Here is a 19,335-nt window from a genome sequence, read left to right as displayed (position 1 = left end):
GAATTGGTAGACACGCTAGCTTGAGGTGCTAGTGGGAGCAATCTCATGACAGTTCAAGTCTGTCCGACCGCAGAAAAAGACTCGATGGAAATCGAGTCTTTTTTATTTGCATTGGCGCCCTTTCCCTCTCCCCCATAAAATTCTACATTTGCGACCATGAACCGTTTTGAACTGAAAAAGACGTCAAAGAAATCCAAGGCCCGTCTAGGTGTTTTGCACACCGACCACGGCGACATCCAAACGCCGATTTTTATGCCGGTGGGCACCGAAGCGACCGTAAAGGCCGTAACGCCCGCACAGCTCAAGGAAGACATCAAGGCTCAGATTATCCTCGCAAACACGTACCACTTGTACTTGCGCCCCACAACGCCCAAAATTGCTGCTGCAGGCGGCATCCACAAGTTCATGAGCTGGAATGGCCCTGTGCTCACGGACAGCGGTGGATTCCAGGTGTGGAGTTTGAAGGAACTTCGCAAGATCAAGCCCGAAGGCGTTGAATTCCGAAGCATTCTTGACGGTTCCAAGCACTTTTTTAGTCCGTCAAGCGTAATGAACGCCCAGCGCGAAATCGGCGCGGATATCATCATGGCGCTCGATGAATGTACGCCGTATCCGAGCACGGTCAAGGAAGCGGAACACAGCTTAAACTACACGCTCCGCTGGACCGCCGAAGCAATGGAATGGCTCAAGGAACACCCGCCAATCCACGGTTATGACCAGCAGTTCTTTGGCATCATCCAAGGCGGCATGCACACGCATTTGCGCAAGCAAGCTATCGAACGCATCGCAGAACTCGGCCCCGATGGCTACGCCATGGGCGGACTTTCCGTCGGCGAACCGACCGAAACGATGTACGAGATCGCAGATTTCTGCACGGATTACTTGCCCACAGACCACCCGCGCTATGTGATGGGCGTCGGAACGCCGTGGAACTTGCTGGAATTGATCGGTCGCGGTGTCGATATGTTCGACTGCGTGATGCCCACGCGCAACGCCCGTAACGGTATGCTTTTCACAAGCGAAGGTGTGCTCCGCTACAAGGCTGCCCGCCACGCCGAAGAATACGACAAGCCGGTCGACCCGAATTGCGACTGCTACTGCTGCCGCAACTTCAGCCGAGCCTACTTGCGCCACCTGCACCACGCCGGCGAATCGCTCGGCTACACGCTCGCCAGCATCCACAATCTGCACTTTTACCTGCACCTCATGCAAGAAGCGAAGGACCACCTCGCCGACGACACCTTCGAAGAATGGGCAAAGGCCAAGTGCGAAGTTCTTCAAAGAAACCTTGAATAGTTATTAGCATTTGGAAAAGGTGGGTCTTAGGGAGGGCGCAAGCCCTCCCTTGTCATAGATGCCTTGCGATAAGCAAGGCATCGAACCCAATGGGCAAAGGCTAAGTGCGAAGTGCTACAGCGCGACTTGCAATAAAAAACTGTATAAGGTGATCCCGGCACAAGGCCGGGATGACAGCTTTGGGAGGGCGTGAACCCTCCCTTGTCGTAGATGCCTTGCGATAAGCAAGGCATCGAACCCAATGGACGAAGGCCAAGTGCGAAGTGTTGCAGAGAAATCTTGAGTAAACAAGAGTACAAGAAATAATGGATTCCCTCCCTTCGGTCGAGAATGACTGAATCCGGGGAGGCTGCAAGGAATGGCGATGCCGGAACAGAGTCCGGCATGACAGTTTCGGGAGGGCGCAAGCCCTCCCTTGTTGTATATACAAAAACGCCCCGGACTATTGTCCGGGGCATTTTGATGGTTACTTAAGCGCTCCGCAAAGGAGCGCATCAGTCTTTACTTGATGGAGATACGGGCAGTTTTTGCAGCGCCGTTCATCATCACGCGAACAACGTAGTTGCCATTGCTCAAGTTCTTGAGAGAGAACTGGCTTGCACCGGCATTCACATTTTCGCTGAAGCTTTCAACGACATGGCCCATAAGGTCGAAGACCTGGACACGAGCCTTGCCAGCCTTGTTGAAGTTCACATTCAAAACGTTGCCGTTCATACCGAACTTGATACCGCTAGCAGCGCGAGCAACAGTCTTGATGCCAACCTTCGCTTCGACACACTTGAGGTCGTCCACATAGAGATAGTTGATCTTCGGCTGATAGACAATGCCCTTGTAGCCAACAACTTCCCAAGCCATCTTCTTGATAGCACCCCAGTTGAGGTCCTTCGGGTCATTAGTCCAGTCCGGCTGAACAATGTCTTCGACATTGATAACCAAGGTCTTCCAAACCTGGGAATCATCAAGCTGATATTCGTGGTAAGCATAGTCCGTCACAGAACCATCCTGGACCTTGAATGTATGAGCAGAACCCTTGTAACGGTAGCTAATTGCACCGCACTTGCTCAAGTCAATGCCCTTAGAGGTATCAGCATTTGTATTGAGGCCAAGAGCCACAAACGGAGCTTCGGTATAGGTTCCCTGATCCCAATTGATGTCCTTCAAACCAACGAAGCCCTTAGTGCCATTCGTCTGATCTTCCGTACCCGGGAAAACAACCACATAGCCACCAAGCTGTTGGTCATAGACGTTAGAAATAGAGGACTTTCCACCCGGTTCCTTATCCGTGTAAGCATACCAGGTACCAGTCGTCTTGAGAACTTCGTCAAGATCTTCGACATCGTCGATATCCACAACAGTCTTTGCAACAACCGTAGAAGAAGAACCCGGAACGATTGCGCTAGAAGAAGTCGGAGCAATGACGCTGCTAGAAGAACCAGCAACAACAGAAGAAGAACTCTGGCCAACAGCAGCACTAGAAGAAGACTTCGGCGTATCACTTGCACCACCGCTAATAGCAGTGAAGGAAAGACCGTCGCACATCACGTCATCCACATAGAGGTACGGATACTTGGGCTGGTTCACTTCGTCCGGGACCTTTTCGAGGCCCTTGATTTCCCAAGAAAGGCGAGTGGCGTTTTGCATCTTGATCGGCTTAGAGCGAGAATCGTCCCCCCAAGTTTCCTGCTTCAACATATCCGCCGTAATTTCAACTTCCTTCCAACCTTCAGAAGCATCCTTGTTCACGCGATGATAGTTGTAGTCGGTAACATCGGTCGTTTCGATAGCAAAGTTATGGCTTGCACCCTTGTACTTGTACTTGATGGTCTTGCACTTGGAGAAGTCCGCATAAGCCTTCGGGGAATCCTTTGCCGGTTCCTTCAAGAGCGTGAGGAACATCTTGATGTACGGACCGTAAGAGAGAGAACCCTTACCAATCTTGACATCCTTAAGAGCGGCAACATACTTGGACGTATTCTTGTTATCGCCGCTAACCGGGTAGACAACTTTATAGGTCGTATTGCCGAAGTCGTCTTGGATCTTTTCGTTAGAAATAGAGCTTGCGCCACCGTTTTCCTGGTCTTCGACAGCAGCCCATGCACCACCGAGGTAGCCATAACGGTCGCCATCTTCCATGTCATCGAGAATGGAAGTCGTAGCGCCATTGGCAACGCCCGTGGAGAATCCGCTTTCTTCAGAAGCAGAACCGTTCTGGAGGCCGCAATCCTTATAAGTTGCACCACCGAGCTTGCTCTTTACATACTTACCAGAATTGGTGTAAGTGAAGCCATTTTCGAACACAGCATTAGCAAATGCAGCAGAAGTTTCGTTCATGGCAGAAGCGTTCCAGTTCGTCCAGGACACGCCCTTCTGAGCCATCCATTCTACCCACTTGTTGCTGGAGCCTTCATCCGGCTGGCCGTCACCGTTAGCATTGACGGTACCCCATTCGGTAGCGAACACAGGCACGCCTGCAGCCATAGCCGTTTCTGCAGCCTTGTTATAGCCACCATCACCCATTTGGTGAGTTGCAGCATAGAAGTGGAGCGTACAGCCGTAGTTCTTGTCGGAGATGCCTGCGGAAGCGCAAGCATTCGGCTGGCTGGACCATCCCGGGCTACCCACGAGGATGAGGTTGTCAGAGTACTTACGAATAACCGGAATCACGCGATCAGCATGCTGCTTCACGGCATCCATGCTACCGGTCGGTTCGTTCCAGATTTCGAAAATCACGTTGTTGTACTGGCCATATTCCTTGGCTGCATATTCAAAGAAGCTGACAGCATCATTGGTATAACCTTCGGAACTTTCGATGTGCCAGTCAATAATTACGTAAATATCCTTGTCAATAGCAGCATTCACCACAGACTTGAGCAAAGCCTTCTGAAAGCCTTCGCCACCCGTCGTGTAAGAACGGCCCGAGCTGTTGAACTTTTCGTCAGCGGCACCAAGAGCAAAACGCACAACTTCGATACCCATGTCATCAACCAGGCGGTTGATGCCCTTTTCGGAATAGAAGTCGGTAGAATAGGTGTTGCCCGAGCTCCAGAAAAGGCTCATACCCTTGACCTGAACAGCCTTGTCAGAGTATGTCTTGCAAGTACCGGAAAGTTTGCCACCGTTTGCGACGAGTTCACCGTATGTGCTCACTGGGCCAACACGACTTGCTTTCACCGCCATGGCAGAGGTCACAGCAGCGCACATCATTAATGCGAAGATTTTTTTCATAAACATCCTTTTGAGTTCACCCAATCTCCGCAACCATATAATCCCAACCGAAAGATAAATATTATGGGGGAAAATAGATGTAATTTATTTGGAAACATTGATTTCCATTCAAAAAAGGCAATTTGGGATAGAAAATTTTACAGAAAAAACTTTTGGTCATTAGTCAATGGTCTATTGTCACCAAAAGAGCTATTTCAACCAAAGACTAACGACCAGCCACCAGAGACCAATAACTAGTTCTTTGCAAACTTCATGGTCCGCAAGCCTAGAGGAGTCTTGAAGCGTACGATGTAGACGCCGGCACGGAGCGCACTCAAGTCCACAACTCGGGCGTCACCTACGTTCTTAAGGCCAGCAATATTGACGCGGCGGCCGTCGATACCGACAATATCCAAACGGGAGACGTCGGAAGTTCCGATGACAAGGTGTGCAGAACGGGAATCGTAGAAAATCTCACGAGACACCGCCGGCATGACATTTGCAAACCCAGTCGTTTGAGAAGAACTCGAGCTTTCGACCTTTTCGCCGCTGGAACTAGACTTCGGCGTTTCCGAAGAGCTAGAGGATTCCGGATCGGGGTCCGGAATGACGCTAGAAGAACTTTCACTGGACCCTTCGCTCGATGAGCTCAGGATGACGGAAGAAGACGAAGAACTCTGGGTGACGGAAGAGGAAGAATACTCCATCACTTCGCCGTTACCGCCCTTGTAAGCCATAAGCGCGTCTTTGAGCGCCTGGTTCACGTCAGAGGAGGCGTCATCGACAGAATTGTCAAACGTCCACTTGAAATCGCCACCCTGCAAGCGGCCAGCATAAGCACGAACGTTCGCCACAGCCTGTTCCGGAGAATCCGCCGTGTAGCTGTACATGATGGACTTGTCCGTATCGAAGTTGTTGTAGGTGTTTTCGCCCGAATAAGACTTAACACTGGACGGCACCTGATCATCGCGCGAAGTCACCACGTAGGCATCGAAATCGGCCTTGGAATCAATATTGCCAATGGCGGTTTCCTTGCCCTTCAAAATGTACTTGCTTGCACCATACGGAATGAACGTGTAAGTTCCTTCCATATAATTGTTGTAAGCCTTGATCGTACCGCCCGCTTCCTTGCTGAACGTGCCGTTGTTCGTCGCATCACGCTTGGTACCGCCCGCATAGACGTCAGAACCTTGCAAGGACGTCATCATCGGATACTTACAGTTGCGGAAGTAGTTTGCTTCCATGAACACGGACGAACCGAGCGTAGAACCCGCACCGTACTTGGCATTGCCATCGTAATAGTTGTTGTACACATGGGCGCTGTAGTAACGCACTCGCGGATGGCGGCTATCGGAATGGTCGTACCAGTTGTGGTGATACGTGATGTAGTAACCTTCGCTCTTACCTTCCTTGAGGCCTAGCAAGTTCGACTTGCCATTATCCCAGAAGTGATTGTAGCTAAACGTAATGTAGGTGGACATTTTGCAGTCCAACGCACCATCGCCCTTGACCTGGTCCTTGTCGCTACCGGCATGGCCGTAGAAAAAATCATTGTTGTGGACCCAGACGTACTGGTTATTCTGCTGCAAGCCAATGTTGTCGCCTTCATCGGAATCGACGTTCATGATACCCAAGTTACGAATTTCCACATTCTGCGCATTCTTGACGCGGATGCCCCAGCCGTTTACGGTTGCATCGTTACCGATACCTTCCACAGTCACATAAGAATTTTCGGAACTGCCAAGGTCAATCATCATGTCGCCCTGCACGAGCGAATCGGAATCCGTCACATTGCCAATGAAGCGCAAGTCGAGCGGAGTCGTCTCGAAGCCCTTCTTGTAGCAATTCAAGATGCCCTGGAAGCTCTTGCAAGTCTGTTTTGTACCCTTGGATTTGACAGTCACGTCCATCGTCACCGAATTCTTGGTACTCTCGTTAATATAAAGTACGGCGGCGCCGTCCTTGAGCGTACCGTCAGCCTTGTAGGCACCCGGCACTCGTCCATTGCTGAACGCAAAACCGGCTCGGTCATGAGATTTGACCGTCAGCGATTTTGAAGTCGTCGAAGCGGTCTCTTTGCCGCCTTTTACAGACGCGACCTTGAGCGTGTAGCTCCCCGCCTTGAGGCCGACCACGTCCACACGGTACTTGGTACCGTACTTGCGGATGAGCGGAGCATCCACCTTGACGTTACTTGCGCCAGCGCCTGAATAATAGACGTTGTAGCTATCGGAACCATCAGATGCCCATTCGGCATAGGCCGATTCCAAAGCACCTGAGGCTGTCTGAAGAGAAACTTGCGCATTGGCCACAACAAAAAGGCCGGCACACGCGAAAACAGAAACGACGTGTTTCATAAAACATCCCACCACAAAAACGGGCTAACAAATAGCCCCACACCAAATACTAATATACAGCAATTGTCAATTTTTCGCAACATATTTTTTCGTTGCATTGAAAAATCTGATAAAAGACGCATTTTGTCGTTTTCACGAAAGGTGAATTTTATTTTGCGTGAAATTTTCAAATAAAATTTTATATTGTGGTCGCTAGGTGTGGATGGGATACCTTTGAGGATGATTATGTTAAAAAAGACTTTTTTAGCAGGGCTTGCAATATTTGGGCTTGCTTTTACAGATAGCTATGCAGGCCTAAGCGATGACGATTACATCGAAGCCGCATGGATGACGACCCGTTTCTATGGTGCCCAGCGTTCTGGTCAGGGGCCGAACTGGATCCTCGACGGGACAAATAATCCCACCAGCTTTACAAACGAAAAATACAACGGTAAAGACGTAAGCGGCGGTTGGTTCGACTGCGGTGACCACGTGATGTACGGCCAGTCCCAGGGTTACTCCTCTTACGTTTTGGCACTCGCATTTGCTGAATTTACCACAGGTTTTTACGACCTCTACACCGGTGACTACACCGACTACAAATCAAGCAAGGATTATACACGCAAGGGCGGCAAGCCAAACGACGTGCGTGACCTTCTCGAAGAACTTCGCTACGAAGCCGATTTCTGGGTCAAGGCCGCCATTGACGAAAATAACTTCGTGACCGTAAAAGGTAACGGCAACCAGGACCACAACAAGTGGGTGACCGCAGGTGCCATGACAAAGCTCGGTACGGGTGACGGTGGCGAACCGCGCGAAATTACGGGTAACGCAAACGATGCTTATACACCGGGCATGGCCGCAGCAATGCTTGCCGTGATGGCTCGTATCGACCCCGATGAATCGGCTCGCGAAAAATACCTGAAGGCAGCAAAGACTGCATTTGCCTACGCCAAGAAGCACAAGGGCGTCACAAATTCCCAGGGATTCTACGAAAGCAGCTGGTGGAATGGAATCTGGGAAGACGGTCCGTTCCTTGCGGCAACAGAGCTTTACCGTACCACCAAGGATGAATCTTACAAGACCGAAGCCAAGAATTTCTACGACAAGATCGACTTTGACAAAAATAGCTACTCTCGCTTTAGCTATTCTGATGCAAGTCCGCTCTCTAACATTATGGGCGAATACACTTTCAATTTCCACCCGCCTGCAGACTTTTCAGGAGCGGTTGGCTACCTCGACAGAATGTACCTGGAACAAAGAGACAGCAAGGGTATTTACAATAAAGAAACGGGTGGCCCAGGCAAGTTCTCTACACGCACACCATCTGGCGGCGCATTCCTTTACGCCCTCTATTCCAAATTTTCAGGGGACAATTCTTACGACGAAGCCATCGAAAAGAACATCGCATACCTTCTCGGCGACAACAGCAACAAGAAGTCATACGTTGTCGGTTTCGATCGCAACGGAGCTAAGGCGCCGAACAGGCCGCACCATCGCGGTTACTATGGCAACGAAGATCCTGGTCGCGACGTCAACGGAGCCGGTTCTCCTCCAGAAAAGAACAAGCTTTTGGGCGGCATGATTGCTGGCGACTTCACGAGTGGCAGCCACAATGGTTCTACCGCAGACTGGCAGGTGAACGAAGTTTGCGTAGACCTGAACGCACCGCTCGTCGGCGCTCTCGGCTACATCTTGAGCAAGCGCGCCCCGGTCAAAAAAGTCGGAAGCGATATTGAAGTTCCGGAAGAAAAGCCAGACTCCTCTGGAAAAGAAAGCATCATTGGCGGACGCATGCTGAACTCAATTGCCTTCAACATCATTCGCAATTCGTCGTCGTTCACAATCAGCAGTGCAAATAGCACCCCGTTCAAAGTTCAAATTTTCAGCTTGAGCGGCAAGCTTGAACAGGAGTTCACAAGCAAAGGAGCAAGCCTGAATGTGAGCCTCAGAAATAAAGGCATGCAGATTATCAAGGTTATGTCCAAGAATGCAACAAAGACATTCAAGGTGAATAATTTTTAGTAGGATGTAGACAGTAGGAAGTAGACAGAATTTTAGAGTGCGCAGCACTCGAAGCAATTTGATCGAACTTAGAAGCCCGTGCAAGATGCGCGGGCTTTTTTGCGTTATTGCTTAATACGTTCAATCGCTTCTTTGAAAATCGCGGGATCTTGCAACAAGCTCATCACGACCCAGCCGTCTTCATCAAAGTCAAAGAAGAAGCCCGGCTGCACAAGCACATGCTTTTCGCGAAGCAAGCGGAGCGTGAGTTCTTCATCGTCTTCACCGAGACGCACTACAGCATACCAACCGCCAAGAACTTCGGGGCAATACTTGGACGGGAACGCTTCGCGAAGCGTCTGCCAATTCTGCTGCAATCGTTCGAGGACTTTAGATTCGTAAGCTGCGGAATGTTTGAGCAGGGATGCGCCGAGAGCCTGCGCAGGCGCGGAAACGCTCAAGTAGGCGTCTTCGACGAATTCAAGAGCCGCGCGAATTTCTTCGAAATTTTCGCGCGGGGCGTAGAACGCCATCCAGCCGAGCTTTAGCTGCGGCGAGCCCACGGCCTTGCTGAGACCGTTCAGCCAGAAAATCGGGCACTTCGGTCCATCTTTGGGAAGGTTGATAAAGTCTCCCCCGCCAGCATCCCAGAGCGTATTTTCACTCTCGTCTCTCGTCTCTCGTCTCTCGTCTAAAACATACTTCCAAGTGCGCGAGACTTTATCTGTGAACGTGTAATCGCCAAAGACTTCATCGACGACGAGAATCATGTTGTTCTCTTCGCAAAAGCGAACCGCCTCGTTCCATTCTTCACGTGAAATGCAATGACCTGTCGGGTTATGCGGCGAAACAAGCAACAAGATTTTTGCACGTTCCGGTGCTGCCAAGAGGCTGTCGGAATCTAAGACTAAACGGAAAGTAGATGTATTTGCTTTAGATTGCTTCGCACTTTGTGCTCGCAATGACGTACTAGGCGAGCGTTGCGACAGACTGCTTGCAGGCTGGCATAACTGAGCCGACGAGTCATGCGCTCTGCGCAATGACGTACCAGGCGAGTGTTGCGCCAGACTGCTCGCGGCATTCTCACGTTTCAACTTCAAAAAATACGGAGCGCATTCCAAATGTTCCAACTGCGCAAGCGTATCCAAAAGCGGATAGCCGGGCATCGGCGTCAAAATCACGTCGCCCGGATCGCAGAAAGTCTTAAACAAGACGGAATAAGCTTCGCTCGTACTTGCGGTAAGAATTATCTGCCCAGCCGTAAAAGCGCCACCGCGTTCACGGTAATACTCCACCACCGCCTCGCGAGCCAATTTCCAGCCCGCCGCATCTGGATTCCAGTTGCCAAAATCTTTACGGCCTTCATCGACCGCAATATCCAAATCCACCGGCAAGCCAGCCTTCACGGGGCTGCTCACCGTCATGTCGATCAACGGGAGCGCATCCGAGTTCGCGCACTCCGCAAACACATCCGCTTTTGCGCGTTCCAGTTCAGCAAAGAACGGCGACGGAGAAAGATCTTTAGGAAGTCGAGAAGAAAGCATGATAGCACAAATTTAGCAAATACAAATGGCGCTCAATATTCGAACTTCCTAATTCACAAATTTTAGTCCTTGAGGCAACGGACGGAATATCGACCTTTGTCCATCTTGCCTAAAATGCCATCATTTCTAGAATTTCCGTCATTAGAAAATAAAGTCGCATCGCCCGAATCAAAGCCCATCAACAGCATATTGAAACGACATGGTGCATTTTTACGCGACACAATGAACCAGGCTCCAACATTCAAATAATAGAAGCCAAGGATATCATCACCATACCTGCCTGCCGCTAGAGCCGAAAAACCGAACACATCAAAACCATTTCCACTCACCCCTTCATCATAATCTTGCCATCCCGTCTTGGACTTCAAAAAATAGCCAGCATTATGCCATAAAGACTTTTTTTCTTCATCTTGCACGCCACCAACATTTTTCAAAAGCGTTTCGACCTCGCTCACCTGTGGCAAATGCCAACCTGGAGGGCAAGCTTCTTCCGCCTCATCCCATGAATAGAGACGACCATACTCTTTACAATTGGCGGAATCATTTTCATAGCAAGCTGCATCCCCCTGTTTATATTTCAGGTTTTCAGCCGTCCACCATTGGTCACCAATTTTAACAGTCTTGTACTTTACGCTGTCTCGACTATCCTCAAAAAAATCCTCAACAATTTTTGGGGGCGAAACTTTTTCCAACATTTTTTCAGCGGATTTTCTATCTCTTATTTTACCAAAGGCTGTAATCTTATCTTCTATTTTGAAGATAAATTCCATAGCCTCTTCAGAGGACATTTTTCTCTTTTGATCTTGAATAGAAAATTTATACGTCATTAAAAGGAACACAGCAACAGATGCAAGTATTATCCAAATGCGTTGCATACCTATTTAATTCCTATAATAACGTTATACTATTTCTTGCGCTTTTTCAAGAAGCTTGCGAGGGCAAGTGCGAGAACAATGCCCGCGGGGAGAACAACAGCGATTGTCAAGAGAATGAGCTTTTGAGCATCGCTCAAGCCCTTGAGGGATTGCTTGAAGTTTTTGAGTTTAGCGCGCAGGCCCGGCTTTGCAACCTTGCCATTCTCGCCATCCACGAGAGTTCCATCAGCATCATCCGCATTCGCCAAGTCTTCGGAACCGGCGAAAGCCTTGAAACCGGGAATCAGGGCGAACAACTTAGACGCCGAATCCTTGACGGGTCCGACAAAACAGCTGACATAGGAGCGCACCTTGCCATAGACTTTTTTGAAAGGGCGTTTCAGTTGTTCTAACATAATTTTCTCCTTTATTCCCTCGACAAGAAGGCGATGCCGCAACAAGTGCGGCATGACATTTCAATAGTGCGCAACGTTAAGCTTTCTTATACAGCAGGTTCACGCCGCCGAAGAGAGCGCGCATGTTAGCCTTGAGCGTATCGCTCGAAACACCGCGACCTTCAACTTCTTCGCCGTTTGCCTTCAAGACAATGCGGCTTAAGCCACGACCTGCCCACAACGTATCCTTTTCAGGAACGACGAGCTGGCGGTACTTCACGAGTTCGACCGGCATGCCGATTTCACGCATGAGCATCAGGGCTGCCTCGATCGGGCCTTCTGCCGTCACGGACTTCACAAGCGCTTCGCCATCCTTCTTGAAGTGGAAAATGAAGCGGTTTTCGTCCGGGATAACTTCGATGTTGTTGAACACCAAGCGACCGTTCACGTTGACGAAATGTTCGCGGAACACATCGAGCACGCGTTCGGCACTGAGTTCGCCTTCCTTTTCACTGCAAGCCTTCAAAATCGGCTGCAACTTGGAAGCTTCCTGCAAGGTCATCTTGTAGCCGAACTTCGTGATGATTTCGTACACGGCAGTACGGCCGCTCTGGCTCGTGAAGCTGAGCGAATCGTTCTGGTTACGGCCAATGATCGAGTAGTCAATCGGACGGTAAGCGCCCTTCTTCATGTCCTTCGTCTTGGAAGCACCATCCTGATGGATGCCGCTGCGGTGGACGATAGCTTCAGTACCGATCAACGGAGCGCGGATGTATATAGGCACACCGCTCCAGTGGCTCACGAGAATTGCGGTTTCGTAAATGCGTTCGAGATGCAGTCCCGTATCGACGCCGGAGTTATGCAGGCCAATTGCGACTTCGTAGAAGTTCGTGTTGCCGCAGCGTTCACCGAGGCCGTTCAAAGCGACTTCGAGCTGCGTTGCTCCGACGAAGAAGCTTTCGACGGTAGCAGCCGTTGCCATGCCAAGGTCATTGTGGCAGTGGACAGAAATCGTGATATTCTTGGGCAAAGCTTCGTAGACCTGCTTAACCTGATCGACGTAGAGCTTCGGCCGGTAGCGTTCCACCGTGTTCGGCAAGTTAATCGTCGTTGCACCGGCTTCGACAACAGCCTTCAGAACGTCAATCACAAAATCCATGTTTTCGAGGCAGTCGCCAAAATGTTCGGCACTGAATTCCACATCGCCCTTGTCACCGACGAGCGACTTTGCAAACTTCACGCACTTCACAGCCTTTTCCTTGACCTGTTCGGGCGTCATGTGCAGCACGTTTTCCATGGACAAGGGGCTTGTCGCGAGGAACGTATGGATGCGCGGATGCGGAGCGTACTGGACAGCTTCCCAGCAGCGCTGGATATCGCTTTCAATGCAGCGAGCGAGGCCAGAAACCACGACGTTCTTTGCAGTTTCGTCGCCTTCTTCCGCCATCTGCGCGGTGAGCTTTGCAAGTTCCATGACCGATTCAAAATCCATTTCGCTAGACGCAGGGAAACCGACTTCGGCACCTTGCACACCGAGCTTCAAGAGCAACAGATAAACATCTTTTTTCTGGGCGTTGTTCCAGGGCTTCGGAAGAGCCTGGTTACCATCACGCAGTGTTACGTCATAGAAGAATGGTTTTCTCGTTTCAGTCATTTTTATCTCCTTGCCGGCTTCAAGACCGCAAAGTTCCTTTAATTTTTCAATTCAAAAATAGAATTTCGCCATAAAAAAGAACCCGCTTCGTTCTCGAAGCGGGCGCTTTGGGGTTGAAATTCGTTTGAAAATCTTTGAAAAATCCCTAAAACCTCGCTTCGGTAGCGATGCTAAGTAGAAGTAGAAGGTTCAAGGTTTTTCTCATGTGCATGAATATACAAAGTTTTGAAAGGAATGGCAAGGGGCGAACTAATTCAAGCATTTCTATTTGTTCGCGTATCCGCCCTTTTCTTTCATCCGGACAACGATACTCAACGGGTAATGTACCTTGTCACCGATGCCAAGGACCGATGCTCCGTTACCATTTTTAATTCCGAGCGTTATTTTGTCAGAATCTTTCTTGACGCGTAGGACGAATTCACCCGACTTGACATCGTCATCGTTTGCAGCAACGGGAACGTCCACCGTGCCGTAGCCCACCACGAGAACCGTGACGATATCGCCATAGTCGAAAGTCTTCAGGAACGACTTTGCCGACATGTCAAAATTTAGGTTTCCATCCTTCGTAACCGAGCCAGCATCCGGAACGGTCGTCGTAAGAGTTGTCACTTTCTTCTTCAGCCATTCGCTCCATGTGACCTTGTAGTTCGATTTTCTGTTCTCCTGGATATACATATACAGCAGTTGAACCTTTTCGGCAATGTCATCGAAAAGCGGAGACTTGTAGTGGTCCGATTTTTCCGTATAGAGGAGGTAGTTGCCACCCGCTTTCGCCTGGCGTATAACAATATCCCTCATCGACACGTCAGGATTCTTCATCATATCGTAAATTACCATGAAGATCGCCGTACGCCCCTTGCCCGCCTGGCAATGGAAATGGAGCCAGACCTTGTCCATATCCAGTCCCTTCACAAATTCGATGAACTCGTCTATCATTTCCGGTTCTTGCCAGTGATTGTTGAGGGCGACAAACCTCTTGTATTCGAAACCTTCACTTTCGACAAGCTCACGTTCCATCATGATGCTTTTAACCTTCAGCGTCATCGCCTCACCGGGCGACTCGCCATCCTTTTCGTTGAAGGTCTGCTTGGTTCCGACCATTTTGCCAAAGCGCTCCTGCTCGTCGGCCTCGACCTCTTCCAGCGTCAAACCCTGGTTACCCCAGTTGTGCTGTTCGAAATACGAAATCGCGATTCCGTTCACAAGCGCGTGACTTTCGCTTCGGCAATCGATGACATACACCTTTTTTTTGCCAGCAAGAACCCTTATCGAGTCAGCCAGGTCCCTAAACTGCTGTTCCGAGAACTGAGCGCTTCCGGAAATATTCAGGGTTGCAAGGCCCTCTTCGGAAGGAGCATACGCCGGATCCAAATCATACTTTTCGTCTACGGCCTTGAGCTCGTACGTCCCCGCCGTCAGGTACCTCTGGTTGTCAAGCGGCTCCTGCCACTCGTTCACGTTGTCGCGGTCAATCCTGTAAAACGGATGAAACTCGGCAACATCACCTCCATTGTTCTTGGATTTTTCAGCAGAAGTACTGGAAGAATCATCGCTGCACGCGGCAAACAGCGCAAACGACATGAATAAAGTAAGTAGTTGCTTTTTCATTAGGCAGCCTCCTTCATTTTTTCGGTTACTTTACTACCACGGGGAGTTCTGTCCACAGGGATATGTTCCTTGCCGTGGTCACGCCTATCACGTAACAATTCAATAATAGCCTGGTTGTCAATCGGGGCTTCTGCCTCGGGGTAAACCGGAGTCTTGTCAATGAACACGCCATTTTCTATGGTCGCATTGTAATTCGAAACGATCACCCTATAAATAGGTTTCTTGCCGTGAATATCGACCACCGTTCCGTCATCCAGCGTTATGCTTACAACTTCAATATCAGGCTTTTCCTCCGTCCCGATATCACGATATTCAAACGTCAGGCCCGTCACTTGGTCACCCATATCGGACGATTTCCACCCGTTGACAATCTGCTGGGCGAGTTCTTCGCCAGTAAGGTCATACAACAACCAGGTATTGTTGAAGGGAGCGACCGCATAAATATCACCAACAGTCATGTTGAGCTTTCCGCCTTCGGGAACCTTGAAGTCAGCGCGAACGCCCTTCATATTGAAGAAAGCCGCCGAAACGTCTTCGTCTTTTATTTCCCTGAAGTATTCAAGCATCATACCGGTTATAAAGTTTCCGCCCGACGCCGTATGCCCACCAACAGTATCTTTTTTTCCAAAAGAGGCGTCAATGTAACCCAGATACTCTTCCATTTCGTCACTAATGGCAGCCCACGCTGTATGGGAGAGTTTCAACACCTGCTCATTGAAGTTTCCGGCATTTTCCGGAGTGTCATAGAGAGACTTCGCATCTTCGGTAATCGGAGTGTACATCAAGTCTTCTACAGTCACCTTGCCTTCACTATCGATTATGATGGTCGCGTTCGCGTAACCCTGAGCGTAGTAATTGCACTGAATGTAGGGAATACCGTTATCTGCAACACCGTAGATGCCATCATGACGATGGCCACCAGTAACGAGATCCACATCTTTTGAAGAAAGTCCATTCGCGACGTCGGTAGGGCGCTCATGGGCAACGACAATCGTGACATCGGGCTTTTCCGCTTCCTTGATTTCCCTAACGCGTTTCGAAAAGGTGTCCAGGTCGGCCTTTATTTCGTAGGGTTCGACCATTTTGCGCATAATTTCGTCCGAGTAATCGGGAATATACCCAATCAACGCGATGCGATAGCCCGCCTTTTTAACAACAACGTAATCCTTGGTAAAGCCGACCCTCTTGTGCGTATCGGAATAATAGAGGTTTGCCGCCAGCACTGGAATTTCGGGGTCTCCCGAAAAATCGCCGATTTCGTAAGCAGGGATCGTTCCGTCCTTGTCCGTTGCGTATTCTTGAATACCCCAATCAAACTCATGGTTGCCAAGCGAAACGGCATCGTAATCCATCAAGTCCATCGCCGCACGCATCACAGAACCCTTCGTAAGGTTGGATACCGGAGCGCCCTGGTAGATATCGCCTCCATCAAGGAGAAGAACATCGTCGTATTCACCGGAAGCCCTTGCTTTATCGAAAATCTTTGCCAGATAGGCAAGCCTGTACTGGAAGGCGTCCTCTTTACCTCCAGTCGCATCCATGATGTAGCCATGGATGTCGCTCGTTTCGAAAACCTTAATCCGAGCACCCGTTTTCTTTGAGTTATCGCTGCCGGAGCTGTTGGAATCATCGGAGCAGGCAAGCAAGGTAAACGCAGATACAACGCACACTAAGAAGAACTTTGCTCTAGTCATAATGAACCTCTAGAAACGATAAAAGTCACCTCTGCAAAGCAGCGGAAACACCGCATTGTACAATAAATATAACGAAAATAATAAGAAAATAATAAGAAAAATTTCAATTTAATACTAATTTTTTTTGGGGGCTTCGTTAGCCCACGAAAAATGCATTTTCACTGCTTTTTTGCGATTTTTTGCCCGTTTTGGGCATTTTGGGCAGTTTTGGTTTTGCAGCGTTATTGCAACTATACGACTTGTCTGAACCATGCCTATATTTTTATTTTATTCACTATGATACGTAAACTATTCCTTTTTTCGGCCATTTTGGGCCTTCTCGCCGCCTGCGACGACGGAAACACATCTGACCCCGGGTTGACACCCGAACAGCAGCAGAGGTCGGACGATCTGGACGCCATCTCGTCCACACTGAAAAATTTGAAGTTCTGCTTCTATGCCGAAAACGCAGGCGAACAGGACTGCCCCGTCAATGACGACCTGTTCTACCTGCAAAACTGGGAAGGCAGGCACCGCGACTACACCATTCCGGTAAGCAACATCACGACAGACTTGTATTTCTCAGCCAATTTCAAGGCAGAATCTTCATGCGATTTGTCCAATATGGAATTTACCCTAGACGGAAAGAGTGTCGTGCCCACCCTGGCAAAAGACATCTACGACAGGCCTTTTCTAGCGTTCAAGGCCCCCGAGAACTTCTACACCGAAGAGCACAAGCTGCACGTCCAAATGGATTCCACGATGTGCGAGGACATCTCGGTCACGTTCAACTTCATTCCGTCAGACCGCAAACCCAATGCCATTGCCGGAAGACCCATCTTCCAGACCAGTCGCGAAAAATGCAACGACGTGTTCTTTGAAGACATGTACGCGAGCATATACCAGCTCGGCTCTCACGCCATCTACGCCGACACTGTACGCTCCCAGTGCTTTTTGGACAAGAACGGCGACACCCTGATGCTAGACGTCCTCTTCGACACCTACGGCATTACAAGCCTGAGCGGACCTTCCCGCGCCCAAGCCTACCTGAAGGGGGATGCACTGACCAAGTTTATCGGCGAAGACACTTCGGCCACGCTCACTTGCGCCCTTGTTTACCAGAGCTGGATTGAACCCGGCGAACCGCTTAGCCTAGACTACAACGACAAGGAAGTCCATTTTGCAAAATGCGCCCCGCACCCCGTGAAGAACATCATCGTAGACGATTCCCTGCGCATCACCACGAGCACATACAACGTGCGCAAGGTGTATGGAAAGGTATGGAACAAGGGTGTAGTAAACCGCTTCGCTGTCAACTACGAAAAGCTGGGACTGAGCTATGAACCCAACGACCCCGACTGCGATGCATACACTGTCGGATGCGATCTTGGAAGCCACCCAATCTATTCCGTTGGACCCAAGTACATCTGCGAAAACGACTGCCTGTCTGATTACGACTCCATACAGGTTGTCGTACAACATATGGCTTTCCAGGGATATTCATCATTTGGAGAATACATGGCAACCATCTACCTGCCGCGCGTATCGCTCCCTGCAGATTCGGCGACGTTCGATTCCACATTCGCTGCAATGACCGATGCAACAGGCGACATTCTCCCAGACTACAGGCTGTTCGGCGCCAAGCGCGTTTCGGGCAAATAGATATTTTAAAAAGCCCATTCTTTGAGGTACCCCCAAAATTCATCCTGATTTTTTATATTCAATCTGTTATATGCAAATAACTAAAATAACGATACCTCAAGCAGTTGAGTTTTTTAAAAAGAATGATTTGTGGGCAAAAATCGCATTTACCATAGCCTTTCTTTCATATTTGTCTTTGTGTCACTCCTGTTTTAATCCGATTGCAGGGGATACTTATCCTATTTATGAAAATAATTATCCGGGGGATGTTTTTGGCTTTCGGGCGAAAAATAAAGGAGCTAAGCAATGCGAATTGGGTGGCAAGAAAATTTTCCTAGAACGGGAGAATCAGAACGAATCCTTTTGGTATGACTTTTTTGTTGATTCTGGGGATCTTTATGTTTGGCATCTCCAGTATCAGGACGATGATGGTTCTAGAAAAAACATTTTGACTTACAGGTTTGCGCCTCATGGAGGTATTGGGGCTGTTGTTCAGGGAACGGGTATCGGTATTAATGATGGGCAAGATTCTATCGTAATTATTTATGATGCAGAACCATTAGATGGCTTTACAATAGAGCCAAGCCCGTTCAGTGATAAAATTGTAATTCAGAAAAGTGCTCCGAGCGACGTTAAGAAAAGAGGTCCGGGCAAGGAAGTCATTTCAGCTCATTGCGCTATGGAGTGGTTCAATTGATTAAGAAACTGATAGACAAGCTCTTTACCTTGACTGCGTTTATTTCTGCGGTGTGCTTGGCAGTTCATTATACACCGGCAGCCTTGATAAAAGGGACCTACAACTTTTGGTCAGACAACGTTGTATTTTTGCTATTCCCTTTAGTGATGTTGGTTTCGGCTGTTTTGTTATTGCTTGATTTGTTTTCGTTGAAAATAGAGATTGTCCAAAGAAAGGTTTGGATGATTTTTGCGGCGATTGGAATTGTTCCAATTTTGCCTATAGCCTCGTTTGGGTTAATCTTTTTCGTGTTTGGAATCATTGAATATATAAAACAATTTTTCGAATTTATAGTCGGCTTGTTTTAGCGGGTATATAAAAAAAAGATTGATAGTCCACAAATCGACTAAAATCCCTTAAAAACTCAAAAATTTTATATCTTTTCGGCAA

Annotated in this window: 13 protein-coding genes; 5 read left to right on the top strand and 8 right to left on the bottom strand. The window is 49.1% G+C overall.

The genetic code is table 11. From position 1 onward, the window contains the following. Nucleotides 1–156 precede the first annotated feature (156 nt). The gene (tgt, locus tag ACJMM9_RS05050; protein WP_405324417.1) at nt 157–1,296 is read left to right on the top strand and encodes a tRNA guanosine(34) transglycosylase Tgt; all 1,140 of its coding nucleotides are present in this window, start codon (nt 157–159) and stop codon (nt 1,294–1,296) included. Nucleotides 1,297–1,797: 501 nt separating this feature from the next. Here the strand turns inward: tgt and ACJMM9_RS05045 are convergent. Both ACJMM9_RS05045 and ACJMM9_RS05040 read right to left on the bottom strand, forming a co-directional pair. Beyond that, nucleotides 1,798–4,521 (bottom strand): cellulase family glycosylhydrolase, encoded by a 2,724-nt coding sequence (locus tag ACJMM9_RS05045; RefSeq protein ID WP_405324415.1) that lies wholly within the window; start codon nt 4,519–4,521, stop codon nt 1,798–1,800. A gap of 233 nt (nt 4,522–4,754) precedes the next feature. Further along, entirely contained in the window at nt 4,755–6,857 is a 2,103-nt protein-coding gene (locus tag ACJMM9_RS05040) for a pectate lyase (protein ID WP_405324413.1), read from the bottom strand. A 225-nt stretch (nt 6,858–7,082) separates the two neighbouring features. Between ACJMM9_RS05040 and ACJMM9_RS05035 the strand changes: the two genes are divergently transcribed. Then, the gene (locus ACJMM9_RS05035) at nt 7,083–8,861 is read left to right on the top strand and encodes a glycoside hydrolase family 9 protein (protein WP_405324411.1); all 1,779 of its coding nucleotides are present in this window, start codon (nt 7,083–7,085) and stop codon (nt 8,859–8,861) included. A 104-nt stretch (nt 8,862–8,965) separates the two neighbouring features. On the opposite strand, the gene ACJMM9_RS05030 is transcribed toward ACJMM9_RS05035, so the two are convergent. From ACJMM9_RS05030 to ACJMM9_RS05005, 6 genes are all read right to left on the bottom strand, one after another. Further along, complete coding sequence (locus ACJMM9_RS05030) at nt 8,966–10,384, bottom strand: pyridoxal phosphate-dependent aminotransferase (protein WP_405324409.1); 1,419 nt, start codon at nt 10,382–10,384, stop codon at nt 8,966–8,968. 62 nt (nt 10,385–10,446) lie between these two features. Then, nucleotides 10,447–11,259, bottom strand: a complete 813-nt coding sequence (locus tag ACJMM9_RS05025) for an FISUMP domain-containing protein (RefSeq protein ID WP_405324407.1) — start codon at nt 11,257–11,259, stop codon at nt 10,447–10,449. 29 nt (nt 11,260–11,288) lie between these two features. After that, the gene (locus ACJMM9_RS05020; RefSeq protein ID WP_405324406.1) at nt 11,289–11,654 is read right to left on the bottom strand and encodes a hypothetical protein; all 366 of its coding nucleotides are present in this window, start codon (nt 11,652–11,654) and stop codon (nt 11,289–11,291) included. Between the two features lie 76 nt (nt 11,655–11,730). Continuing rightward, on the bottom strand, nt 11,731–13,287 hold the full coding sequence (gene leuA2, locus ACJMM9_RS05015; protein WP_405324405.1) for a 2-isopropylmalate synthase LeuA2: 1,557 nt from the start codon (nt 13,285–13,287) through the stop codon (nt 11,731–11,733). 264 nt (nt 13,288–13,551) lie between these two features. Next, a complete protein-coding gene (locus ACJMM9_RS05010) occupies nt 13,552–14,895 on the bottom strand; it encodes a hypothetical protein (RefSeq protein ID WP_405324403.1) in 1,344 nt (447 codons plus the stop codon). Then, complete coding sequence (locus tag ACJMM9_RS05005) at nt 14,895–16,589, bottom strand: bifunctional metallophosphatase/5'-nucleotidase (RefSeq protein WP_405324401.1); 1,695 nt, start codon at nt 16,587–16,589, stop codon at nt 14,895–14,897. The genes ACJMM9_RS05010 and ACJMM9_RS05005 overlap by 1 nt, the downstream gene beginning before the upstream one ends. A gap of 276 nt (nt 16,590–16,865) precedes the next feature. Here ACJMM9_RS05005 and ACJMM9_RS05000 point away from each other — a divergent pair, with 276 nt between their 5' ends. From ACJMM9_RS05000 to ACJMM9_RS04990, 3 genes are all read left to right on the top strand, one after another. Beyond that, entirely contained in the window at nt 16,866–18,230 is a 1,365-nt protein-coding gene (locus ACJMM9_RS05000) for a hypothetical protein (RefSeq protein ID WP_405324399.1), read from the top strand. Between the two features lie 70 nt (nt 18,231–18,300). After that, nucleotides 18,301–18,906 carry a hypothetical protein gene (locus ACJMM9_RS04995; RefSeq protein WP_405324397.1) on the top strand — a complete coding sequence of 202 codons (606 nt, stop codon included), beginning with the start codon at nt 18,301–18,303 and terminating at the stop codon, nt 18,904–18,906. Beyond that, nucleotides 18,903–19,253: a hypothetical protein gene (locus tag ACJMM9_RS04990; RefSeq protein ID WP_405324395.1), complete on the top strand. Its 351-nt coding sequence runs from the start codon at nt 18,903–18,905 to the stop codon at nt 19,251–19,253. Before ACJMM9_RS04995 ends, ACJMM9_RS04990 begins: the two co-directional genes overlap by 4 nt. The last annotated feature ends 82 nt before the right edge of the window (nt 19,254–19,335 follow it).

This window comes from Fibrobacter sp. (genome assembly GCF_045112255.1).
Classification (GTDB): domain Bacteria; phylum Fibrobacterota; class Fibrobacteria; order Fibrobacterales; family Fibrobacteraceae; genus Fibrobacter.
This window is presented reverse-complemented; position numbering and strand designations above follow the sequence as displayed.